A 20,446-nucleotide genomic window follows, 5' to 3' on the forward strand; every position below is an offset into this window, starting at 1 on the left:
GGGGGCGGGGCTCAGGCCTCGAACGCAGCCGCGGCCAGGCGGGCGATCTCGGCGGCGACGGCGGCCGGGTCGGGGGCGACGGTGACGCCGGCGACGCCGTCCAGGCCGGGGTGGGCACCCACCCGGACCCCGTGGCGCGCGTGGCGCAGCAGGTCGAGGTCGTTGATGTCGTTGCCGAAGGCGTTGTAGCGCTCGATGCCCAGGGAGGTCAGGGCCTCCCACTTGGTGGTGGCGCCCGGGGCGAAGTCGGCGATCGACTCGTCGAGGTGGTGGTTGACGGTCATCCCGAGCACCCGGCCGGCCTCGGCGAGGGCCGCCAGGTCGGTGGCGTCGACCACGAGGAACTTCACGACGGCGGGCAGCTCGGCGAGGTCGACCCGGCGGGCGAGGCGGCCCTGGTCGACGCGGCCGAGGATGGGGTGGTCGGCCGGACCGGTGTAGGCGTAGTCCCAGGGGCCGTCGGCGAGGTAGCCCGCCCGGAACCGCTCGGCCTCGATCAGCAGCTTGCCGAGGTCGCCGGCGTCGAACGCGGCCCGTGCCCGGACCTCGCCGTCGACGGAGACCAGGCTGCCGTTGCCGCCGATCAGCGTGGCGCCGGGGAAGGCGCCGTCCAGGACGGGCAGGAGGTCGCGGACCGGCCGGGCGGAGGCGAAGACCAGCCGGTGGCCGGCGCGTTCGCAGGCCTCCAGGGCGGCGAGGATCCGGCCGTCGATCGTCCTCCCGTCGAAGCAGAGGGTGCCGTCGATGTCGAAGACCGTGGTGCGGGCGGCGGAAATGATCATGAGGGGATGGTAGCGAGCACGGGACGGCGGCTGATCAGCGGGCGGTGCGGCGGCGGGTCAGCAGGGCGCCGGTGAGGGCGGCCAGGGCGGCGGTGCACAGGACGGTGCGGGCGATGTTGGCGGCCGTCCAGGTCGGCGCGAAGGCGGCCCGGACGGCGGCGAGGTCGGTGATCGCGGCGGGGTCGCCGGCGGCGGCGAGCCGGTCGTTGAGCGGGACGTTGACGGTGCCGGTGAGGACGAGCGCGGCGAGGTAGAGGACGGTCGCCACGGCCGTCCACAGGGCGGCGGCGCGGTGGCCGGAGCGGTGCAGCAGCCAGGTTCCGACGGCGGGCATGGCGAGCGCGCCGACGAAGACGGCGCCGAAGACCGGGTTGGTGATCGCGGTGTTGATGTTCTGCATCGCGGTCACATAGGTGCGGTCGTCGCCGGCGGCGAGGCCGGGCATGACGGAGACGTCGAAGGCGAAGAAGAGGCCGGACATCAGGCCCATCGCGGTGGCGGCGGTGGCGAGCACCGGGCCGGTGGCGGCGAGCTCGCGGGCGGGGGCGGCCGGGACGGCGGGGGCGGTGGTGACGGCGGACACGAGGGGCTCCAGGAGGGTCGGCCCGGCCCGGGGATCGCGTGCGGCACGCGGATCCCCGGGCAGCGGGTCTCAGACGGACTTCGGGGGTGCTTACGGGGTGCGTCGGGGTGCTTCCGGGGTGCGCCGGGGTGCTCAGACGTCCCAGACGCCGGACGCGGCGGCGGCGCGGGCGTAGTCCGCGAAGTCGCGCGCCTCCCGGCCGAGCGCCCGCTGGACGCCGTCCGTCAGATGGGCGTTGCGGCCGTCCAGGATCATCGTGAACAGGTCCGCGAACTCGCCCGGCAGGCCGACCGTCGCCAGCACCGCGCGGTACTCCTCGACGGTGACCGGCGTGAAGCGGATCTCCCGCCCGGTCGCCGCGGACAGCTCGGCGGCGGCGTCCGCGAAGGAGAGCAGCCGCGGGCCGCTCAGCTCGTAGACCTCGCCGTCGTGGCCGTCCTCGGTGAGCGCCGCCACGGCGACGTCCGCGATGTCGTCCGCGTCGACGAACGGCTCGACGGCGGCACCGGTCGGCAGCGCCAACTCGCCCGAGAGCACCGGCTCCAGGAAGAAGCTCTCGGAGAAGTTCTGGGAGAACCAGGAGCAGCGCACCACGGTCCAGCCGGTGCCGGCCCCGGCGACCGCCGCCTCGGCGGCCTGCGCCGCCTCCTCGCCGCGCCCGGAGAGCAGCACCAGGCGCTCGACCCCGGCCTTGGCGGCGCGGTGGGCGAAGGCCTCGACGGCCTCCACGGCGCCGGGGAAGGAGAGGTCGGGGTAGTAGGCGAGGTAGGCGGCGGTGACGCCGTCGAGGGCGGCGTCCCAGGTGGTGTCGTCGTCCCAGTCGAACGGGACCGGCGCGGTGCGCGAGCCGATCCGGGCGGTGTGGCCGAGCGCGGTCAGGCGCTCGGCCACCCGCCGGCCGGTCTTGCCGGTCCCACCGGTGACCAGGACGGTCCGGGCGGCGGTGGTGGTGGGCTGCTGGGTGCTGGTGGTGTTCTCGTTCATGGGCATCAGTCAACTCCGCGCGCCGCCGCCCGGACATGGTCGTCGCGCTCAGCCGCATGTGTGCGCGTCTACGGCCGCGCGGACACCGGGCGGACGGCCGTGACCACGGTGGCGTCGAGGTCGTCGTCGTAGCCGAGGGCGGCGGTGAGGCCGGCGGCGGTGACCACGCCGAGGGCGGCGTCGGCCTGCTGGTCGCTGGTCTCGAAGAGCAGCGCGCCGCCCGGGGCCAGCCAGTGCGGCGCTTCGGCGGCCACCCGGCGCAGCACGTCGAGACCGTCGGCGCCACCGTCCAGGGCCGGGCGGGCCTCGTGCAGCCGGGCCTCGGCCGGCAGCAGGTCGATGTCGGCGGTCGGCACGTAGGGGACGTTGGCGAGCAGCACGTCCACCCGGCCGCGCAGGCCGGCGGGCAGGGCGTCGAAGAGGTCGCCCTCGAACACCTCGGCGCCGCTCGCGGCGAGGTTGCGGCGGGCGCAGCGCACGGCCGCCGGGTCGAGGTCGGCGGCGTACAGGCGCACGGGGTGGCCGGCGCCGGCGGCGAGCGCCGCGCCGAGGGCGCCGGTGCCGCAGCACAGGTCGACCACCAGCGCGTCCTGGCGCGCGAGCACGGCGGCGGAGCGGGCCAGGAACTCGCTGCGCCGGCGGGGCACGAAGACGCCGGGGTCGACGGCGATCCGCAGACCGGCGAACTCGGCCCAGCCGGCGACGTGTTCGAGCGGCCGGCCGGCGGCGCGGTCACGGACCATGGCGGCGAGTTCGACGGGCGTCGCGGCGGCGGCGAGCAGGATGCGCGCCTCGTCCTCGGCGAAGACGCAGCCGGCGGCGCGCAGCCGGGCGGTGACGGCGGAGCGGAGGGAGACGGACGGGTGGACAGGCAAGGGAACCCCTCGGAGCACAGGTGGGAGGACGTCGTCCGACCCGGGGCTCCTCGCGCATACGTCGCCGGACGGCGGACGGTCCCGCGCGCTCCGGACGGCCGCCGGCGCTACGGCCTGGCGTGGTCCTGCACGAGGGTGTCGCGGTCGCGGCCGGGGAGCACCCGTTCCGGCACAGCGGTCATGGGTTCTCACCTCCCCGTCTCTACACGTACGTGCTGCGGCGCCCGACACCCTACCGCACCCGGCGCGCCCCCGCGCGCCGTTCTCCGCGCCGGTCCCCGGGTGGTACACAGGCCCGATGACGATCCGGCAGGCGAATCCCCCGGCGCCCGGCGCCGTGCTGTGCGACCTCGACGGCGTGGTCCGCCACTTCGACCACCACGAGGTGGCCCGGCTGGAGACGGCCGCGGGGCTCGCCCCGGGGACGGTGTTCGAGGTGGCGTTCGCCGAGGAGCTCGGCCACCGGCTGGTGCTCGGCGGGCTGACGCGGGCGGAGTGGACGGCGGAGATCGCCGGCGGTCTGGGTGCCGGGGTGCCGGCCGGGCACGCGGCGGCGCTGGCGGCCGCGTTCACCGGCTCCCCGGTCCGCGCGGACGAGGAGGTCGTCGCCCTGCTGCGGCGCGCCCGGCGGCGGGCGCCGGTGCTGCTGGTGACCAACGCGACGGTGTGGCTGGAGGAGGATCTGGCGGCGCTCGGGCTGGCCGATCTGGCCGAGGGGGCGGTCAACAGCGCCCGGGTCGGGGCGGCCAAGCCGGACCCGGCGATCTACCGGGCGGCGGCCGAGCGGGCCGGGGTGGCGCCGGAGGGCTGTCTGTTCGTCGACGACAGTGCCCGCAACGTGGCCGCCGCCGCGCGGCTGGGCATGACGGCGGTGCACTTCCGGGCGCCGGCGGACCTGGCCCGGGCGCTCGCCCCGCTGCTGGACTGACCGACGGCGCCGCCCCGTTCCTCCCGGGAGAGGGGCGGGGCGGCGGCGCACCGGGGGCTTCAGCCGGTCGTCGAGGGGGTGGCCCGCGGCTGGACGGTGCAGGCCGCGGTCGCGTGCCGGCCGGCGAAGGCGAGCAGGCTGCCGAGGACGTGGCGGCAGACCGCTGCCTCCTTCTCGTTGCGCGGCCCCTGGGCGGCGGCCGGCTGGGCGGTGCTCAGCGGCACCGCCAGCAACGCGGCGGCGAGCAGCAGGGCGGACCCGATCGCGCGGGCGGCGGATCTGGCGAGTGTCATGGCGGCGGACCCCTTGTCGGGTGGGCGATGGGACGAGCCACTGACTACCGCACGCCGCACCCCGCCGACCGGACGCTGCGCCGTTGGTGAGCGTGTCCCCGAGCGTTGTCCCCGAGCGTTGTCCCCCAGCGTGTTCCCGACCGTTGTCCCCGACCGGGGCGGCTCAGTCCGGGGCGGCTCAGTCCGGCGGGCAGGACGCGCCGGGCGAGGCCAGCACCCGCGCCGCGCACCGGTGCCCCCGTGCGGCGGCCTCGCGCAGCCCGGCCGCGCCCAGCCCGGTCCCCGTCAGCCGGCCGTCCAGGAAGGCGGCGAGGAAGCCCGCCGCGAAGGCGTCGCCCGCGCCGGTGAGGTCGCGGACCTCGCCGACCGGCGGCACCGGCACGGTGAACGGCCGCTCCCCCGGCACGTCGACGGTGGTCGCCTCGGCGCCCGATTTGGTGACCACCGTGGTGGCCGCCAGCCGGGCCCGCTCCGGCCCGGGCCGCCCGTCCACGAGCAGCCCCAGGTACGCGGACTCCGAGCGGTTGGCGAACAGCAGGGTGGGCGCGAGTTCGGTGGCGAGCGCCAGGAAGCGCTCGCGGCCGAAGCCCTCCAGCATCCCGGTCGAGGAGGCGTCCAGCGAGGTGGTGCCGCCGGCCGCCCGGACCCGGCGCAGCGCGTCGACGGCCGCCGTGCCGACCGGCTCCCCGTCGAAGGAGTAGGCGGGCACGTGCAGGTGGCCGAGCCCGTCCAGCCAGGCGTCCGGGACGCGCTCCAGCAGGGTGGCCGCGCCCCGGTCGGGGAGCATGGTGCGCTCGCCGGCGTCGTCGATCAGCACCACGATGCTGCCGGTCCGGCCGCGCCGCGCGACCCGCACGTCCACGCCGTGGCCCGCGAGTTCGGCGGTCAGGCCGTGCCCGGCCGGGTCGTCGCCGACGCAGCCGAGGAAGCGGGTCGGGCACTGGCCGGCGGCGAAGGCGGCGACGTTGGCGGCGCTGCCGCCGCGCTGCCGGAAGACCCGGGCGGCGGAGTCGGTACCGTGCCGCAGCGGGCCCGAGACCCAGACGACGATGTCCTCGACGAGGTCGCCGAGCACTCCGAGCACCGGTCAGCCCTCGCTTCGGGCGGCGGCCAGCGCGGTGGCGATCTCGCCGCCCAGCCGGACGTTGCCCCGGTAGACCTCGACGTTCACCTCCAGGCTGCGGCCCTGGGTGTCGCGCTGGATGTAGTCGAGCAGGAACGGGGTGGAGGCGTTGCCGGTGACGCCCTGGCGCTCGGCCTCGGCCCAGGCACGGGTGAGCAGCGCGTCCAGCTCCTGCGGCGGGAGCTGCTTGGCCGGGTCGACCGGGTTGGCGATCAGCACGGCCTGCGGCAGTCCGAGACCGTCACGGGCCTCGATCACCCGGGCGGCCTGCTCGGGGGTGTCGACCTGGTAGGCGATCCGGTGGCCGGAGTCGCTGACGTAGAAGCCGGGGTAGTTGCGGGTGCGGTAGCCGATGACCGGGATGTTGAGGGTCTCGAAGCGCTCCAGGGTGGCCCGGATGTCCAGGATGGACTTCACCCCGGCGCTGATCACGGTGACCGGGGTGGCGGCCAGGGTGGTCAGGTCCGCGGACTCGTCGAAGCTCTCGGAGGCGCCGAAGTGGACGCCGCCGAGGCCGCCGGTGGAGAAGACCCGGATGCCGGCGCGGTGCGCGAGGAAGGCGGTGGCGGCGACGGTGGTGCCGCCGTGGCGGCCGAGCGCGGCGACCACCGGCAGGTCGCGCAGGCTGGCCTTGTCGAGGTCGTCAGCCCCGGACAGCTCCTCGATCTGGCCGGCGGACAGGCCCACCGTGGGCACGCCCGCGTAGACGCCGATGGTGGCCGGGACGACGCCGGTGGACCGCAGCCGCCGCTCCGCCTCCAGCGCGACCTCCAGGTTGCGCGGCCGGGGCAGCCCGTGGGTGAAGATCGTCGATTCCAGGGCGACGACGGGGGCGCCGGCGGCGACGGCCTCGGCGACTTCGTCGGAGATGCGGATGGGCAGTCCGGTCATGGCGGTGTGCTCCCTGTGAGGCTGCCACCACGGTGTGGCAGCGGTGGCTTCAGCGTAGGGAGCGATCACATCGGGATCCAGGATGAATACCGGCCCTTCTCATAGACTCCGGCCTATGAGTCTCACCCTGCGCCAGCTGGAGGTCTTCCTCACGGTGGCCGACACCCTGCACTTCGGCCGGGCCGCCGAGCGGCTGCACATCTCGCAGCCGACGGTCAGCCAGGAGGTCGCCCGGCTGGAGCGGACGGTCGGGGTGGAGCTGTTCGACCGCAGCCGGCGGGCGGTGCGGCTGACCTCCGCCGGGGAGGTGATGGCCGCCGAGTCCGCCGGGCTGCTGGCCCGGGCCGACGCGCTGCTCGCCCGGGTGCGGCTGCACGAGGAGACCCGGCTGGGCACGGCGCGGATCGTCGCCTCCCCCACCGTGGTCAACCGGCTGCTGCCGGCCGTGGTGAGCCGGGCCGAGCGGGAGCTGCCGGACCTGGTGCTGGCCGAGCTGTCGGTGGACACCGGCCGGGTCTCGCCGACGCTGGCCGCCGAGCTCGCCGACCTCGGCCTCGGCCGTTTCCTGGACGACGTGCCCGGCTACCGGCGGGAGCGGATCGCCGACGAGCCGGTGCGGGTGGCGCTCAGCCGGGACCACCCGCTGGCCGGGCGGGACGCCGTGCGGCTGGACGAACTGGGCGATCTGCCGCTGCTGTTGTGGCCGCGCGAGCAGAGCCCGCGCTACTACGACCATGTGCTGGCGCTCTGCGCCGAGCGCGGGGTGGAGCCGCCGGTGCTGGTCGGCCCGGCCCGGATCGTCGGCTCCCGGCTCTACCTGCTGGCGCAGAGCCGGGCGTTCTCGCTGGTGCCGGCCTCGATGACCGGCCACCTCACGGGGGACGTGGTCACCGTGCGGCTGGCCGGCCGGGCCGCCCTGCCGCTGGAGCTGCAGTGGCGCCTGGACGACCGCCGCCCCGCGCTCGCGGCGCTGCGCGAGCTGATCCGCGAGGAGGCGGCCGTCCTGGAGGCGTGCTGACCCGCGCCGACCGCTCAGAACCGGAGCGACCAGCCGTTGATCGTGCCCGGGAAGTAGCCGCCGACGTCGGTCACCCGCAGCCGCCAGACCCCGGCCGCGGTGTGCGCGGAGGCGTCCACGCCGTAGACGCCGGTGATGTCCGTCCGGATCTCGCCGGGGTCGGTGGCGTGCAGCAGGAACACCGCGCCGTCCGGGGCGACCAGCTCCACCTTGAGGTCGCCGGACCACCAGTAGGAGATGTCCACGGCGACGTCGAGATCGCGCGGGGCCCTTCCGGACACCCCGGTGACGGTGACCGGCGACTCCACCGTGCCGACCCCGTCGAACGGCACCGGGCCGGGCGCGGCGAACCGCGGGCCGCGTGGCCGGTTCGGCACGGTGCCGGTGTACAGCAGGCGGTCCGGGGAGCCCGGGCCCAGGTCGTGCAGCGAGCCGACGGTCGCCGCCGTGGTGAGCGCCGAGGCCACCTGGGCGGGGGTGGCGCTCGGGTGCGACGCCAGGTACAGCGCGACGGCGCCCGCCGCGTGCGGGGCGGCCATCGACGTCCCGGACATGTCGGTCCCGATGCCGCCGTAGTCGACCACGTACCACACCGAGGTGATGTCCACGCCCGGGGCGTAGAGGTCCACCAGGGGGCCGTAGTTGGAGAACGACGCCTGGACGTCGTCCCGGTCGCTCGCCCCGACCGTCAGGGCGCTCGGCACCCGGGCCGGGGAGTGCCCGTCCGCGTCGATGCCCTGGTTGCCCGCGGCGACCGTGTAGGTCAGGCCCGAGGCGATGGAGCCCGCGACCGCCGCGTCCAGCGCCGGGTCCGGTTCGCCGCCCAGGCTCATGTTGACCACGGCCGGGCGGACGGCGTGCGCGGTGACCCAGTCGATGCCCGCCACCACCTGCTCCGTGGTGCCCTCGCCCTCGTCGTTCAGCACCCGCACGGAGACGATCTTCGCGGCCTTGGCGACCCCGAAGCTGCTGCTGGCCACCGTCCCCGCGACATGGGTGCCGTGGCCGTGGCCGTCGTCCGCGACGGTGTCGCCGTCGATCGCGTCGTAGCCGTAGGAGGCCCGCCCGCCGAACTCCTCCGAGGTGATCCGCACCCCGGTGTCCACGATGTAGGCCGTCACCCCGGCGCCCGCCGTGTCCGGGTAGGCGTAGCGGTCGTCGTAGGGGAAGCGGCGCTGGTCGACCCGGTCCAGGCCCCAGGACTCCGGCGAGGTCTGCACACCGTCGGCCCGCACCCGGCGGTTCTGCGAGACCAGGGCCACCGCCGGGTCGGCGGCCAGCCGGCGGGCCTGCTTCGCAGTGAGGTCGGCGGAGAAGCCGCGCAGCGCGGCGTCGTAGCTGCGGCGCACCGTGCCGCCGTAGGAGCGGGCCAGCGCCGCCGCACCGTCCGCCACCGAAACCGCCTTCCCCGCAGCGGGTTCGAGCACGACCAGATAGCTTCCGGGGACGGCGGCGGGCGAGCCCTCGCCCGCCACCACCCCCTCCGGGACCGCCGCCGAGGCGGGGAACACCCCGCCGGCGCCGATCGACAGTACGGCGACCGCGCCGAGAACCGCGCAGGCCCTGCGCAGGCGTTGCCCTGGAACCGTCATCGGACCCCCCTCCGGTGTAGACCTCAAGACTGATGCACCGTCAGATTGATGGCAACCGGCGGCCGTTGTGCTTCGCCGACGACCCACCCGGGGTCCGCGCGGACCGGTGGTGCGCAGCGCGCCGGGACTGACACCGCGCCGGGCGGTGCGCTATCTTCCGTACGGAATCGCCCCGTTGGGGCGGGTTGCCGACCGGGTGGGGGCAGGCACCATGCAGAGCGCGCACGGCGTCACCGGACCGGACAGGGGGTCGGGCAGACCCGGCGGCGCCCCGGTCGCCGCCTTCGTACGCGGCCCGTTCACCGGGCTGGACGCCTCCGACCTGCGGGAGCTCGGGCGGCTCGGCACCCGGCGGGTCTACGCGCCGGGCGAGGCCCTGATGATCGAGGGCGAACCGGGCGACCGGGCCGCCGTGCTGCTGACCGGCTGCGTCAAGGTGGTGGCCGCCGTCGAGGACGGCGGCGAGGCTCTGCTCGCCGTCCGGCTTCCCGGTGAACTCCTGGGGGAACTGGCCGTGTTGGACGGCGAACCGCGCTCGGCCAGCGTGCTCGCCGTACGCACCAGCACCACCCGGGAGATCGGCGGCCCGGCCTTCCTCGACTTCCTCGCCGACCGGCCCGCCGCCGCCCTCGCCGTCCAGCGCTCGGTGACCCGCAAGCTCCGCTCCGCCACCCGCCACCGGATCGACGCCGGCCACGGCACCGGGCTGGCCCGCCTCGCCCGCACCCTGCACACCCTGCTCGGCTCCTACGGCACCCCCGTCGACGACGGCCTGCGGATCGACATCCCGCTCAGCCACGCCGACCTGGCCGCGCTCGCCCGGCTCTCCCCCGCCAGCGTCGAACGCTCGCTGCGCACCCTGCGCGACCAGGGCGCCATCCGGACCAGCTACCGCGAACTCGTGGTCCGCGACCGGGCCCTGCTCGCCCGGGCGGCCGGCGTGCCGCTCCCGCCGGACGGCGGTGGCCGGGCGTGAGCGGCGCGACGGGCAGCGGCGCGACGGGCAGCGGCCCGATGGCCCCCCGGCTGCGCCGGATCTGCCTGGTCGTCGACATCGAGGCGTACAGCGGCCGCCCGTACCGGGTGCAGCAGAAGGTCCAGGAGCGGCTGGACCGCGCGCTGGACCACGCCTGCGGCCGGGCCGGCGTCGACCGGGCGCGCTGCGAGTCCCAGGACCGGGGCGACGGCCAGTTGCTCCTGCTGCCGCCCGACGCCGACGAGGCGAAGGCGCTGCCGGGCCTGGTCCTCGGCCTGCGCGACGCGCTGCACACGCTCAACCTGGCGCCCGGGACCGCCGGCCGGCTCCGGGTGCGGGCGGCCCTCGCCCAGGGCGGCGTGCAGCGGGCGGCGCTGGGCTTCGTTGCCCGCTCGGTGGAGACGGCCTGCCGGCTGCTGGACAGCCAGGAGACCCGGGCGGCGCTCAAGGGCACGCCGGACACCGATCTGGCGCTGGTGGTCGCCGACGACCTGTTCACCGACGCCTTCGCGGCGGGCGGGGACGGCGTACCGGTCGAGGAGTTCACCAGCATCACGGTGGCGATCCCGGCCAAGCGCTTCGAGGCGCGCGCCTGGGTGTGCACGCCCCGCTCGGGCGAGCTGGTGGCCCTGCCCTCGCCCGCCCCGCCCGGCTCCCGCCGCCGGGCGGCGGGTTCGGCGCTGCTGCGCGGCCTCGGCGACGCGCTGGCCGGCGCCGCCCTGGGCGCCACCCCGCCGCACCACCCGCACGGCCCGCACGACGACCGGGCGCACCACGACAGCGACGGCGGGGACGGCGGACACGACGGGCACGGGCACCACGGGCAGCACGGCGAGGAGGGGCACCACGGCCACGACGGGCACGACGCCGGGCACCAGCCGGACCACCACACCGTCGAGCACACCGTCGAGCACACGGACCACCACGACGACCACTGGCCGCACCACGACGGCTGGGACACCGACGCCTGGTCCGCCGACCCGCACCACCACGACCCGCACCACGAGGACGCCGGCACCGGCTACGACGACCACCACGGCGATCACGGCCAGCACGGGCACGAGCCGTACGACGGCGGCTCCACGGACCACTGGTGGCACGGCCCGCACCACTGAGGCCCGGGGTCAGTGGCCGCCCTTCGGCTCGGTGCAGCCGCCGTCGAGGTAGTAGCCGTGCGCCTCGACGGTGACGGCCTTGCCGAGCCGGCCGGCGACGCAGGGGCCCGCGCCCGGGATGGCGACCTCGAACGAGACCTCACCGCCCGCGAGTCGGACCTGAGCGCTGTTGCGCGGGTAGCCGAGCGACTCCAGGATGCCCCGGAGGTCGTCCTGGGTCAGCGCTCCCGTGGCGGCGCGGGCCTTCACGGCGTCGGAGATGCGCTTGCTGTGCGCCTCGCCCCGGCAGCGGTCCGCCGCGCTGAGGGCCGCCATCTGCTTGTACATCGAGTTCTCGGCGTACTTGGCCGCCCACCAGTCGAGCGTCTCGGACGCGCTCGGGGCGGCGGAGGACGGGCTCGGCCGGGCGGACGCGCAGCCCAGCGCCGCCACCTGGGGGAAGAGCCGGTCGTGCTCGGCGACAAGCTTGCGCACCTGCTCGGCGTAGTCGGGCGCCGCGGGCTCGGACGCGGACGCGGCGGACGCGGTCGGGGCTGCGGACGCGGTCGGGGATGCGGCCCCGCCACCGCCGCCGGCCTCGGTGACCCGCACGCTTCCGCAGCCGGTCACCGCCACCACCCCCGCCAGCACACCCGCCGCCGCCACCGCCAGACGCCTCATCAGCCAGCCCTCCCCGGTCCGTCCCGCACCCCGTCCGGGCGCTTCGTACGGCACCCATCATGCCGGACTCCGCCCGGCCGCTGTCCGGCCGACGCCCTGAAGCTCGACGGCGACCGCCGCGTCCGGGCCCGGGTCGGACGTCGGTGGCCGCCGCTCATCACCGCACCCGGTGCGCGCCGGGCCGGTGGTCGCCGCAGAACCAGCCTCCCGCGTACGGCCGCGCCGGTGCGCCGCAGCGGGCGCCGCGGCCCGCGGAGCAGATGTCCGGCACGACCGGTGCGAGCGGCGGTCTGGTGATCGGTCGCGGGACCTCGACGGCGGCCGGCAGCGGGACGGCCAGGGTCCCGCCGTTGTCGAGGAAGGCGTCGAGGTCCTCGGCCCGCGCCCAGAAGCGGCGCAGACCGCGGCCCGCCCGTACGGTGAGCGGCAGGTAGGAGCGGGCGAGGATGTCGCGGACCAGCGCGTCGAACTGCCGGGGTCTGGGGTCCCAGCGCGGATGGCGCCGGCCGCAGCTGCCCTGCCGGCGCGCGGGGCAGGGGGTCGGCATCCGCTCGCACCGCTCCAGCGCGAGGGCCCGGACGCCGCCGCGGACCAGCAGGTGGCGGTCGTCGCGGATGGCGGCCGCCGGCAGGTCGTCCGTGCGGGTCCAGTGCACCGCGTCGATCAGCGGGGACCTCGGGTCGACGGTGTGCCAGACCGGGGTGATGCCGTCGGCGCGGGACGCCCCGTCGCGGTGCCGCGCGGTGGCCGCCGTGATGTACGACAGCTGCGGTGCGAAGCCGTACCGCTGTCCGGCGGCGCCGGTGACGAGCACGTCCGTGCGCCGCCGGCCGTCGGCGCCGACCGCGTCCACCTCGGCGGTGTGGCCGGCGCTCTCGGCCGCCCGGACGTAGCGCTCCTGGTAGGCCTTGTGCTCGTCACTCCGGTCGGCGCGGAGAACCGGGTTGCGCTCGGAGGTTTCGCTGTCGAAATCGTCCATGGCATCTCTTCTCCGCCTTCGCCCACCGGGGTAGGCTCGGGCACGAAAGGGACCGCGGCTGTGATTCCAACGCGCGTGTGTCCCCGGATGCCTCCGAATTCCGGGCTCCTTTGGACGGTTGTCCTGATCCCGTGCCGAATTCCCGGATTTTCCCGGGGAATTGACCGGACCGGCGCGGTGGACGGCGCGTTTCCGGTCGATTGCCCGGTATGCGGCCGCCCGGAATCGGCCACCGCGCCTCCGCGCGGTCCCCCGGCGGCCCGTCAGCGTTGCGCGTCCCGGCGGCGCAGCGGCGGCCGGTCGATCACCTCGACGTACATGATCCGGTCGTCCACGACGTCCAGGACCAGCATGCCGGTCGGGGGTTCCAGGGTCACACAGCGGTGGCCCTCGCCGAACGGCTGTCCCTTCGGATGAGGTGCCGTTCTGAGGCTCTGGCAGAAGTCGTCGCCGCAATCGCACTCGCCCACCAGGCGGAGGTCCCGCGCGTGGGCGGCGAGGTCGTGTTCTCCCTCCTCCTCCAGGAGGTCGGCCACCTCGGCGGCGAGGTCCGGAAAGACGTCGCGGAGGAAGGGGTGTTCCTGTTCCATCCGGTGAAGGCTAGCCGCAACCGCCCCCACCGCCGTACGCCCTCGGGAACGGTCAGGCGGGCGGGGTGGCGAAGTAGATGCCCTCGCACAGTTCGCGGGCGATCCGGGCGTAGCGGCCGACGTCCCGCAGGGGGCCGTCCTCCAGGCGGCGCCAGTCGCGGGCGGCGCGCGCCGCCGCCCGGCGCAGGTCGGCGGCGGAGGTGTCGGCGGGCAGGCGCAGCCGGGCGGCGGGGGTGCGGCCGGTGGCGAGGGCGATCAGGGCGGCGGCGGTGTCCTCGTCGAGTTCCAGCCGGTGGCCGGCCACCGCGGCGAGGGCCCGGGCGAGTTCGTGGCGGCGCAGTTCCGGGTGGCGGCGTAGGTCGCCGATCCGGGCGCGGGCCTGCTGCAGCACGTCGGCGGGCAGGCCCTCACCGGTGCCGAGGGCCGCCTCGACCGCGCCGAGGGCGGCGGCCGAGCGCAGCGCGTCGGCGGCGTCGACGAAGCGCAGCCGCAGGTGCTCGACGACGGCGGCGATGCCGGAGGCCGCCCGGAACTCGGCGAGCAGGGCGGCGGCGCCGATCGGGCGGCCCTCGGCGCGGGCCCGGCGGGCGGCCGTCAGGGCGGTGTCGACGCCGTAGACGCCGAGCAGGCCGAACAGCCGCTCCCGTTCGGGGCGGGTGAGCGGTGCGCCGTCCCAGTCGAGGAAGCGCCGGCCGGAGTAGAGGGCGCGGCGCAGGTCGGCGGCGGGGGCGTCGGCGAGCCGGCGGACCAGGGCGGCGTCCGGCTCGGTGAAGTCGTCGCCGAGAGCGGTCTGGGCGAGCAGGCCGACCACCGGGAGCACCGCGTCGACCAGTCCGGCGAGCCGGCCGGCGTTGGTCGCGGCGACCTGCCGGGCGCGCGGCCAGGGGTCGCCGTGGCCCTCGCCGAGCAGGTCGATCCGGCTGAGCACGCCGACGGCGTTGAGCGCGGTCATCCGGCCGTCGGCCTGGGCGCGCAGCGCGCCCAGCGCCTCGGCGTCGCCCGCGCCGGGGTGCGGCATGACGTAGATCATCGCGTCGGCGCGGGCGAGGGCGTCCAGCGCGGGTTCGTCGAGACCGCTGAGCGAGTCGAGGCCGGGGGTGTCGACGAGCACGCAGTCACCGGCGGGCCGCAGCCCGGCGGCCTCGACGACGACCTCGGCGATCCGGTCGGCGCCCACGCCGAGGTCCCGGGGGTCGCGCGGCAGGCCGCCGGGCTGCCAGTGGGCGGTGCCGTCCCGCCGCCGGATCTGCAGCCGGTTGAGCCGACCGGGCCGGAACCAGGCGACCACGGTGGTGCACTCGGTGGCGGCGGAGGCGGCGAGCCGGCGGCCGAGCAGGGCGTTCACCAGGGTGGACTTGCCCGCGTTCATCCGGCCGCCGACGGCGATCCGCAGGGTGCGCTCGGCCAGCCGTTCGTGGACGGCGCGCACCCCGTCGGCGGCCGGGCCGGGTGGCAGCCGGCCCGCCAGTTCGGCACAGAACCCGGCCACCACCGGGGCGAGTTCGGCGCCGGGCACCGGGACGCTCACCGGGTCACCGCCGGGGCGGAGGCGCCCGCCGGCGGAGCGCTGCCGCGCTGCTCGCGCTCCAGCAGCCTGGCCAGCCGCTGGGCGGGGCGGCGCAGCCCGGCCACCTCCTCCTTGCTCTCGCGCAGCTCCTCCTCCCAGAACCTGAGCCGTTTGGCCGCGCTCTCCACACCCTTGAACCAGGAGACCAGGCTGTCGATCCCGTTGGCCTCCTTGCGCAGGTCCTTGACGAACTCCTTCGCCTCCGCCAGGCGCTCCTCGGCCTGTCGCGCCCGATGGCCGAGCAGGGTGGAAAGGCACCACAGGACCGGCACGGCGACCGCGCGCGGCGAGCGGCCGCAGGAGACCGCGACCACCGCCCCGCGGACGCGTCCGCCACTGCCGAGCAGTTCCTCCAGCGGGGCCGTGGCGGCCCGGGCCCGGGCCCAGTCGGCGGGGTCGGTGACCAGGTCGGACTTGGTGTAGGCGAGGACGATCGGCAGCGGGGTGGACTGGTCGTCGCCGACGGCCCGGTGCAGCAGCACGACGGTGCGGCGCACCTCGTCGTGGGAGTCGGGGTCGGTGGCCAGACGGTGGGCGTCGGCGAAGACGACCACCGCGTCGGCGCGGGTGAGCCGCTTCAGCAGCTTCCGGGTCTCCGGGTCGTCGGCGGCCGAGCTGGTGAGCGCGCCGCCCCGGTAGTCGGCCCAGTGGAAGCCCAGGAGCTCCTTGCGCCCGTACTCCAGGCCGGCTTCCAGGTCGGTGCTCCGGGAGGTCGGCGGCGGGTAGACGCCCTTCGCCAACTGCTTGCCGCTGGCGATGAGTTGGTCGGCCGTTCCACGGTCGGCGGTAACCATCCGGAAGCCCTTGCGGCCGGCCGCGAGGTGGGTGAACATCGCGGCGAGGTAGGTGCTCTTGCCCGCGCTGCTGTGGCCCAGGGCGACCACGCGCAGGTTCGCCAGGTCCATGCGGTCAGCTCCGGTCCGGGTCGGGCGTGCCGGTGGTGGCGCCGAGGCCGTGGGCGAGGGCCAGCCCTTCGTCGCGCAGGGCGGTGAGCGAGCCGATCCGGCGCTCGGCGCGGTCCCGGGCGGCGCCGAGGTCGGCCGCGGCGGTGGCCAGGTTGCGGCGGTGGTCGGCGAGTCGCCGCTCCAGGCGGAGCCGCTCGTCGGCGATCGCCTGGTCGAGCGCGACGGCGAGCCGGTCGGTCAGTTCGTCGACGTGGCCGGTGATCTGGGCGGGGATCTCGGTGCTCAGTTCGGTGAGCACCCGGTTGAGGTGACGGGTGGCGTCACCGCGCACCCGGCCGAGTTCGGCGCGCTGGCGACGGCGGCGGGTGAGCACGGCGAGCATCGCGTAGCTGGCGACGGCGGGCAGCAGCACGCTGCTGGTGACCAGGGCGACCACGGTGCCGAAGGTGGCGGCGGTGCCGACCGACGGGATGACGCTCTCGATGACCCCCAGGGGTCCGCCGTCGCGGTGCGTGGAGAGCACCATCTCCGGCAGCGCGGCGCCGCGTTCGGCGCGGATGACGGCGCCGTCCTCGACCACCGCGAGCTCCGCGCCGGCCCGCCCGCCGTCCAGCACCGTGGCGCACTCGCGCCGCACCCGCTCCTCCAGGACGGCCAGGCCGCGCCGGGCGGCGTTGTCCAGCTGCAGCCAGACCGCCTCCACCTGGGCCTCCAGCTCGGCCGGGAACTCCTGGGCCAGCGCGGTGGGTTCGGAGGTGGCGATCTTCGCCTCGGCGTGCTGGCGGACGTCGTTGAGGCTGCGCCGGAAGCCGAGCTGGAGGGTGTTCTTGAGGTCGCGGGCGCCGGTCGTCAGGGCGCGCCGCCACTGGGCGCTCTCCGGCTGGAGCAGGCGCAGCGCCTCCTCGGCGCGCTCGACCTCGGCGGCCAGGGTGGGGTCCTGCTGGAGCGAGCGCAGGCGCAGCTCCTGCTCGGCGAGCGGGGCGGCGAGCGCGGCGAGGGCGACGTGCACCACGTTGGCCAGGCGCAGCTCGGCGGCGCGGGCGGCGATCCGGCGGCGCAGCAGCGCGTCCAGCGGCTCGAAGCCGCTCTCCTCCAGCAGCTCGGCCGCGTCGTCGAGTTCGCCCGAGTCCGCGGCGTCGGCGGCGTCCCGGCGGGCCCGGTTGCTGACCGGGAACCAGGGGGCGTCGGCGTGCCGGGGGGCGTGCCGGGCGAGCAGTTCGCGGTTGCGTTCGAGGACGGCGGGCCAGGCGTCGTGGCTGTCGGTCTTGGTGAGCACGAACACCGTCTCGGCGGTGCGTTCGGTCGCCCGGGCGAGGAAGTCCAGTTCGGAGCGGGTGAGTTCGCTGGAGCCGTCGACGACGAAGACCAGCGCGTCGGCGTTCTCCAGGGCGGCCAGGGCGAGTTGGGCGTGACCGCTGACCAGGCCGCCGACGCCGGGGGTGTCGATGAGCTCCAGGCCGGCGGCGAGCACCGGGACGGGCAGTTCGACCTCGACGTGGTGCACGTCGAGGCGGTGCGGGCGGCCGGTGACCGGGTCGACGGCGGCGTACTCGGCGATCCGCTCCAGCGGGATCGGCTCCGGGCGCGGCGCGGCGTCGGCGGCGTCGGCGTCGGCGTCTACGGCGGAGGTGCCGGGCAGCAGGAAGGCCTCGGCGCGCGGGCGTTCGCCGTGCCGGACGACGATGTGCACGCCGGTGGCGACGTCGGCGTCCACCGGGAGGAGGTCCCAGACGCCGACCAGGCTGTTGATGGTGGAGCTCTTGCCGCGCTTCTTCTCGCCGACGACGACCAGGGAGGCGGCGCCGTCGGCGGCCCGGGCGGACTCCGCGCGCACCCGCCGGGCGCCGTCGGCGGCGCTGGTGGACCGGTCCTCGCCGGGGTCTTCGGCGGCGGCGGCGCGGGCGGCGCGTTCGAGGAGGTCGGCGGTGCGGGTCGCGAAGTCCAGGACGCGGGCGTGGGAGGGGGCTTCGGGGCGGGGCGGGGTCATGAGGGTTCTCCCGTGGCGGGGTCGGTGCGGTCGCCGGGGTCGGCGGAGGGGTTCTTCGGCGGGTCGACGGGCGGGGCGGCGGGGGGCGTGGCGGCGGGGGGCGTGGCGGCGGGCGGGGCAGTGGGCGGGGCGGCGGGCTTCGGCGGTTCCGGGTCGTCGTCGAAGTCGCCGAACATGCCGGACAGGTCGGCCTGCTGCGGGTCGACCGACCGGGTGCGCCAGTGCGGCTGCTCGGCGGGCGGCCGCGCTGCGCCGGCCTCGGGCGCGGCGGAGCGGAACGCGTCCGGCCCGGGCGGTACGGGTGCCCCGGGCGGCACGGGCGGCCCGGCGCGTCCGCCGCCGAAGGGCGCCGGGCGCTCCGGCGGGCGGTCGGCCGGACGCGCCGGTCCGGGCAGCGGCTCGCCCAGGCCGTCGTACGGGTCGCGGCCGGTGGCCGTGGACCGGCCGTACCGGGGCTCCACGCCGGGCCGCTTCCCGGGCCGCTCCCCGGGTGGCTGCCGGTCGGGCGGCTGCGGGGCCGGGCGCCCCGGTTCGCTCCACCCGGGTGCGCCGCGCCCGGCCTCCTGCTCCTCGGGGTCCTCCGACCAGAAGGCCTCGGCCATCGCCTTCCCGAGCCTCCCGAGCCCGCGCGCGGTCCTCCCCCACGGGGACGGGCCGGACTTCGTGCCCGGTTTCGCACCGGGCTCCTGCTCCGGCCGGGGCGCCGGCTGCGGGGGTGCGGGCGGCGGCGGGGGCGGAGGCGGGGGCGGCGGAGGCCGCAGAAGCTCGTACCCGTGGCAGTCCGCGCTGGTCAGATGGGTGAGCCGCCCCGCCTCGGCGTCCGAGCGCCGCCGCCAGCCGGTGACCAGTAGGCACCGTCCCGGCTCGGCCGCGGCCGCCGCCCAGAGCCCGGGGGCGTCCGCCTCGGGCAGCAGGTGGCTCCCCGCCGGATGGGCGGGCCGCCAGGCCGGCGGCACCGGTGCCGGGCCGCTCACCGCCGGTGCCCGCGACGGCCACGGCGCGGCGACCGGCCGGGTGGTCGTCGGCTCGGCCTCCTCCCGGCCGGCCGCCTCCCAGGTCGGCGCGACCCACTCGCTGTAGACCGGTCCGGCCCAGTCGGCCAAGTGCCCTGCCAGCTCCGCGAGTTCGGGGAGCCGCCCACCGGTGCCGACCGCCCCGTACCGGTACCAGCCGACGAAGCCGTACAGCGGCCGGCCGAACCGGTCCTGCACCATCGCCCGGCTGATCAGGCCCAGCTCGCAGGCGGCCCCGACCAGCACCCCGCGCCCGTCGCGGTGCAGCAGGAAGCGCGGACCGTACTCCAGCCGGTTCCCGCCGGCGACGGCGGCGCGCACGGCGTCCCCCACCGGGCCCTGCCGGTCGACCCCGGCGGGCAGCGCCCGCCACCACTGGTCGACCCGCAGCGTGCGGCCGTAGACGACCGCCGACCAGCCGCCGGGGGCGGCGCCGTCCGCCGGGTCGGCGGCGCGTTCGGGCTCCGGCCCGTGGGGCGTGTTCCTCGTCATGGCGTCCGCCCCTCAGTCCGTCAGCAGCCGGCCGTCGTGGAAGATGGCGACCCCCCGCAGCTCCTCGTCCAGCTCCCGGCAGCGGTCCTGCGCCTTCTGCAGGTCGGCCGCCGTCGCCGAACTGCTGGCGAGCAGCCGGTCGATCTCCTGCCGGGCGCTGTTCTTCTGCGCCCCCCGGAACAGCCCGCCGAACAACCCCTGGCTGAGCGCGGCCAGTTCGCCGCGCGAGGCGTCGAGACTGCCGGCCAGCCGGTCCATCTCCTGCCGGTTCCGCACGATGCCCTCGCTGAGGTAGTGGCGGAGGCTGAAGATGATCGGCAGGTGGAGGTTCTTCGGGGCGATCCGGCTGGCGTCCACGGTGGCCTGGTCCGCCGAGCCGAAGTTGCCGAGCTGCACGGCGCAGAGCGCCACCGTGACGCCCTGGGCGTCGTCGCCGGCCAGCACCGGGACGAGCTTGGGGAAGTTCCGTCCCGCCGTCTGGAGCGCCTCGGCCGCCCGCAGGCCGGTGCGCTCGGCCAGCAGGTCCGCCTTGGTGAGCAGGACGGTCACGCCGGGGACCGGGTCGCCCTCCGCCAGGCGCTCGCTGAACACCCGGGAGATCGCGCGGCTGAAGCGGGAGATCTCCATCGGGTCGTCGTCCCGGTCGAGGTTGCCGGGCGCGCCGGCCTTGATCCACTCGGCGACGTGCTCGGAGTCCAGCGCCAGGATGATGCTGTCGGAGCGCATCAACCGGTCCTCCAGCAGCGCCACGTCGTCGGCGGCGCCGCGGCGGTCCAGGGCGGCGTTTCCGCGGAAGTCGACGCAGTCGATCGTCATCAGGTCGCGCATGCCCCGGCGGAACACGAACTCGTAGGAGATCGGCCGCTCAGAGGTGGCCTTGGGCATCGTGCCGGTGCGGCGCAGCCGGGCCCAGTCCTCGGCGAGGTCGAGGTCGAGGTCGGGGTCGGTGGTGTAGAGGTAGTAGCCCTGCACGCCCATGGAGAGCCGGTTGTACATGCCGTGCAGGTAGGCGGTCTTGCCGGAGCCGCTGGCTCCGAGCAGGGTGAGGGTGAGGATGGGGACCGTCATGGTGTCCTTCGTCTCGCGGGGTCGT

Annotated in this window: 20 protein-coding genes; 4 read left to right on the forward strand and 16 right to left on the reverse strand. The window is 76.4% G+C overall.

Going from position 1 to position 20,446, the window contains the following annotated elements; genetic code table 11:
- Positions 1–11: 11 nt before the first annotated feature.
- From ABTX81_RS28250 to ABTX81_RS28265, 4 genes are all read right to left on the reverse strand, one after another.
- The gene (locus tag ABTX81_RS28250; RefSeq protein WP_350551066.1) at positions 12–782 is read right to left on the reverse strand and encodes an HAD hydrolase family protein; all 771 of its coding nucleotides are present in this window, start codon (positions 780–782) and stop codon (positions 12–14) included.
- A 34-nt stretch (positions 783–816) separates the two neighbouring features.
- Positions 817–1,365, reverse strand: coding sequence for an anthrone oxygenase family protein (locus ABTX81_RS28255; RefSeq protein WP_350551068.1), 549 nt, complete (start codon positions 1,363–1,365; stop codon positions 817–819).
- 132 nt (positions 1,366–1,497) lie between these two features.
- Positions 1,498–2,349: a Rossmann-fold NAD(P)-binding domain-containing protein gene (locus ABTX81_RS28260; protein WP_350551072.1), complete on the reverse strand. Its 852-nt coding sequence runs from the start codon at positions 2,347–2,349 to the stop codon at positions 1,498–1,500.
- Positions 2,350–2,417: 68 nt separating this feature from the next.
- On the reverse strand, positions 2,418–3,224 hold the full coding sequence (locus ABTX81_RS28265) for a putative protein N(5)-glutamine methyltransferase (protein WP_350551074.1): 807 nt from the start codon (positions 3,222–3,224) through the stop codon (positions 2,418–2,420).
- A 298-nt stretch (positions 3,225–3,522) separates the two neighbouring features.
- On the opposite strand from ABTX81_RS28265, the gene ABTX81_RS28270 reads away from it, so the two are divergent.
- A complete protein-coding gene (locus tag ABTX81_RS28270) occupies positions 3,523–4,152 on the forward strand; it encodes an HAD-IA family hydrolase (protein ID WP_350551076.1) in 630 nt (209 codons plus the stop codon).
- A 59-nt stretch (positions 4,153–4,211) separates the two neighbouring features.
- Here ABTX81_RS28270 and ABTX81_RS28275 read toward each other — a convergent pair whose 3' ends face one another.
- The 3 genes from ABTX81_RS28275 to ABTX81_RS28285 form a co-directional block, all read right to left on the reverse strand.
- Positions 4,212–4,445, reverse strand: a complete 234-nt coding sequence (locus ABTX81_RS28275) for a hypothetical protein (RefSeq protein ID WP_350551079.1) — start codon at positions 4,443–4,445, stop codon at positions 4,212–4,214.
- A 178-nt stretch (positions 4,446–4,623) separates the two neighbouring features.
- Positions 4,624–5,529, reverse strand: a complete 906-nt coding sequence (locus ABTX81_RS28280; RefSeq protein ID WP_350551082.1) for a carbohydrate kinase family protein — start codon at positions 5,527–5,529, stop codon at positions 4,624–4,626.
- A 3-nt stretch (positions 5,530–5,532) separates the two neighbouring features.
- Complete coding sequence (locus ABTX81_RS28285; protein ID WP_350551085.1) at positions 5,533–6,459, reverse strand: pseudouridine-5'-phosphate glycosidase; 927 nt, start codon at positions 6,457–6,459, stop codon at positions 5,533–5,535.
- A 115-nt stretch (positions 6,460–6,574) separates the two neighbouring features.
- Between ABTX81_RS28285 and ABTX81_RS28290 the strand changes: the two genes are divergently transcribed.
- On the forward strand, positions 6,575–7,477 hold the full coding sequence (locus ABTX81_RS28290) for a LysR family transcriptional regulator (protein ID WP_350551088.1): 903 nt from the start codon (positions 6,575–6,577) through the stop codon (positions 7,475–7,477).
- 14 nt (positions 7,478–7,491) lie between these two features.
- Here the strand turns inward: ABTX81_RS28290 and ABTX81_RS28295 are convergent, their stop codons facing one another.
- Positions 7,492–9,069 (reverse strand): S8 family peptidase, encoded by a 1,578-nt coding sequence (locus ABTX81_RS28295; RefSeq protein WP_350551091.1) that lies wholly within the window; start codon positions 9,067–9,069, stop codon positions 7,492–7,494.
- A 211-nt stretch (positions 9,070–9,280) separates the two neighbouring features.
- Between ABTX81_RS28295 and ABTX81_RS28300 the strand changes: the two genes are divergently transcribed.
- Both ABTX81_RS28300 and ABTX81_RS28305 read left to right on the forward strand, forming a co-directional pair.
- Positions 9,281–10,045, forward strand: a complete 765-nt coding sequence (locus tag ABTX81_RS28300) for a Crp/Fnr family transcriptional regulator (protein WP_350551094.1) — start codon at positions 9,281–9,283, stop codon at positions 10,043–10,045.
- Positions 10,042–11,160, forward strand: coding sequence for a hypothetical protein (locus tag ABTX81_RS28305; protein WP_350551097.1), 1,119 nt, complete (start codon positions 10,042–10,044; stop codon positions 11,158–11,160). The genes ABTX81_RS28300 and ABTX81_RS28305 overlap by 4 nt, the downstream gene beginning before the upstream one ends.
- Positions 11,161–11,169: 9 nt before the next feature.
- On the opposite strand, the gene ABTX81_RS28310 is transcribed toward ABTX81_RS28305, so the two are convergent.
- The 8 genes from ABTX81_RS28310 to ABTX81_RS28345 form a co-directional block, all read right to left on the reverse strand.
- Positions 11,170–11,820, reverse strand: a complete 651-nt coding sequence (locus tag ABTX81_RS28310) for a hypothetical protein (protein WP_350551100.1) — start codon at positions 11,818–11,820, stop codon at positions 11,170–11,172.
- Between the two features lie 157 nt (positions 11,821–11,977).
- A complete protein-coding gene (locus ABTX81_RS28315; RefSeq protein WP_350551103.1) occupies positions 11,978–12,799 on the reverse strand; it encodes a hypothetical protein in 822 nt (273 codons plus the stop codon).
- 263 nt (positions 12,800–13,062) lie between these two features.
- Positions 13,063–13,389: a hypothetical protein gene (locus ABTX81_RS28320; RefSeq protein ID WP_350551105.1), complete on the reverse strand. Its 327-nt coding sequence runs from the start codon at positions 13,387–13,389 to the stop codon at positions 13,063–13,065.
- Between the two features lie 52 nt (positions 13,390–13,441).
- On the reverse strand, positions 13,442–14,917 hold the full coding sequence (locus tag ABTX81_RS28325; protein ID WP_350551108.1) for a GTPase: 1,476 nt from the start codon (positions 14,915–14,917) through the stop codon (positions 13,442–13,444).
- Entirely contained in the window at positions 14,914–15,861 is a 948-nt protein-coding gene (locus tag ABTX81_RS28330) for a TRAFAC clade GTPase domain-containing protein (protein ID WP_350551111.1), read from the reverse strand. The genes ABTX81_RS28325 and ABTX81_RS28330 overlap by 4 nt, the downstream gene beginning before the upstream one ends.
- Positions 15,862–15,865: 4 nt before the next feature.
- Positions 15,866–17,848 (reverse strand): dynamin family protein, encoded by a 1,983-nt coding sequence (locus ABTX81_RS28335; RefSeq protein ID WP_350551114.1) that lies wholly within the window; start codon positions 17,846–17,848, stop codon positions 15,866–15,868.
- The gene (locus tag ABTX81_RS28340; RefSeq protein WP_350551116.1) at positions 17,845–19,353 is read right to left on the reverse strand and encodes a hypothetical protein; all 1,509 of its coding nucleotides are present in this window, start codon (positions 19,351–19,353) and stop codon (positions 17,845–17,847) included. The genes ABTX81_RS28335 and ABTX81_RS28340 overlap by 4 nt, the downstream gene beginning before the upstream one ends.
- A gap of 12 nt (positions 19,354–19,365) precedes the next feature.
- Entirely contained in the window at positions 19,366–20,421 is a 1,056-nt protein-coding gene (locus ABTX81_RS28345) for a hypothetical protein (RefSeq protein ID WP_350551119.1), read from the reverse strand.
- Positions 20,422–20,446 lie beyond the last annotated feature (25 nt).

It is taken from the genome of Kitasatospora sp. NPDC097605, from assembly GCF_040302725.1.
GTDB lineage: Bacteria > Actinomycetota > Actinomycetes > Streptomycetales > Streptomycetaceae > Kitasatospora.

What these genes read in the sequence shown, in the direction of transcription:
- ABTX81_RS28250 (WP_350551066.1), bottom strand. Translation starts at nt 782, where the DNA reads ATGATCATTTCCGCCGCCCGCACCACGGTCTTCGACATCGACGGCACC.
- ABTX81_RS28260 (WP_350551072.1), bottom strand. Translation starts at nt 2,349, where the DNA reads ATGAACGAGAACACCACCAGCACCCAGCAGCCCACCACCACCGCCGCC.
- ABTX81_RS28270 (WP_350551076.1), top strand. Translation starts at nt 3,523, where the DNA reads ATGACGATCCGGCAGGCGAATCCCCCGGCGCCCGGCGCCGTGCTGTGC.
- ABTX81_RS28275 (WP_350551079.1), bottom strand. Translation starts at nt 4,445, where the DNA reads ATGACACTCGCCAGATCCGCCGCCCGCGCGATCGGGTCCGCCCTGCTG.
- ABTX81_RS28285 (WP_350551085.1), bottom strand. Translation starts at nt 6,459, where the DNA reads ATGACCGGACTGCCCATCCGCATCTCCGACGAAGTCGCCGAGGCCGTC.
- ABTX81_RS28290 (WP_350551088.1), top strand. Translation starts at nt 6,575, where the DNA reads ATGAGTCTCACCCTGCGCCAGCTGGAGGTCTTCCTCACGGTGGCCGAC.
- ABTX81_RS28295 (WP_350551091.1), bottom strand. Translation starts at nt 9,069, where the DNA reads ATGACGGTTCCAGGGCAACGCCTGCGCAGGGCCTGCGCGGTTCTCGGC.
- ABTX81_RS28300 (WP_350551094.1), top strand. Translation starts at nt 9,281, where the DNA reads ATGCAGAGCGCGCACGGCGTCACCGGACCGGACAGGGGGTCGGGCAGA.
- ABTX81_RS28310 (WP_350551100.1), bottom strand. Translation starts at nt 11,820, where the DNA reads ATGAGGCGTCTGGCGGTGGCGGCGGCGGGTGTGCTGGCGGGGGTGGTG.
- ABTX81_RS28315 (WP_350551103.1), bottom strand. Translation starts at nt 12,799, where the DNA reads ATGGACGATTTCGACAGCGAAACCTCCGAGCGCAACCCGGTTCTCCGC.
- ABTX81_RS28320 (WP_350551105.1), bottom strand. Translation starts at nt 13,389, where the DNA reads ATGGAACAGGAACACCCCTTCCTCCGCGACGTCTTTCCGGACCTCGCC.
- ABTX81_RS28330 (WP_350551111.1), bottom strand. Translation starts at nt 15,861, where the DNA reads ATGGACCTGGCGAACCTGCGCGTGGTCGCCCTGGGCCACAGCAGCGCG.
- ABTX81_RS28335 (WP_350551114.1), bottom strand. Translation starts at nt 17,848, where the DNA reads ATGACCCCGCCCCGCCCCGAAGCCCCCTCCCACGCCCGCGTCCTGGAC.
- ABTX81_RS28340 (WP_350551116.1), bottom strand. Translation starts at nt 19,353, where the DNA reads ATGACGAGGAACACGCCCCACGGGCCGGAGCCCGAACGCGCCGCCGAC.
- ABTX81_RS28345 (WP_350551119.1), bottom strand. Translation starts at nt 20,421, where the DNA reads ATGACGGTCCCCATCCTCACCCTCACCCTGCTCGGAGCCAGCGGCTCC.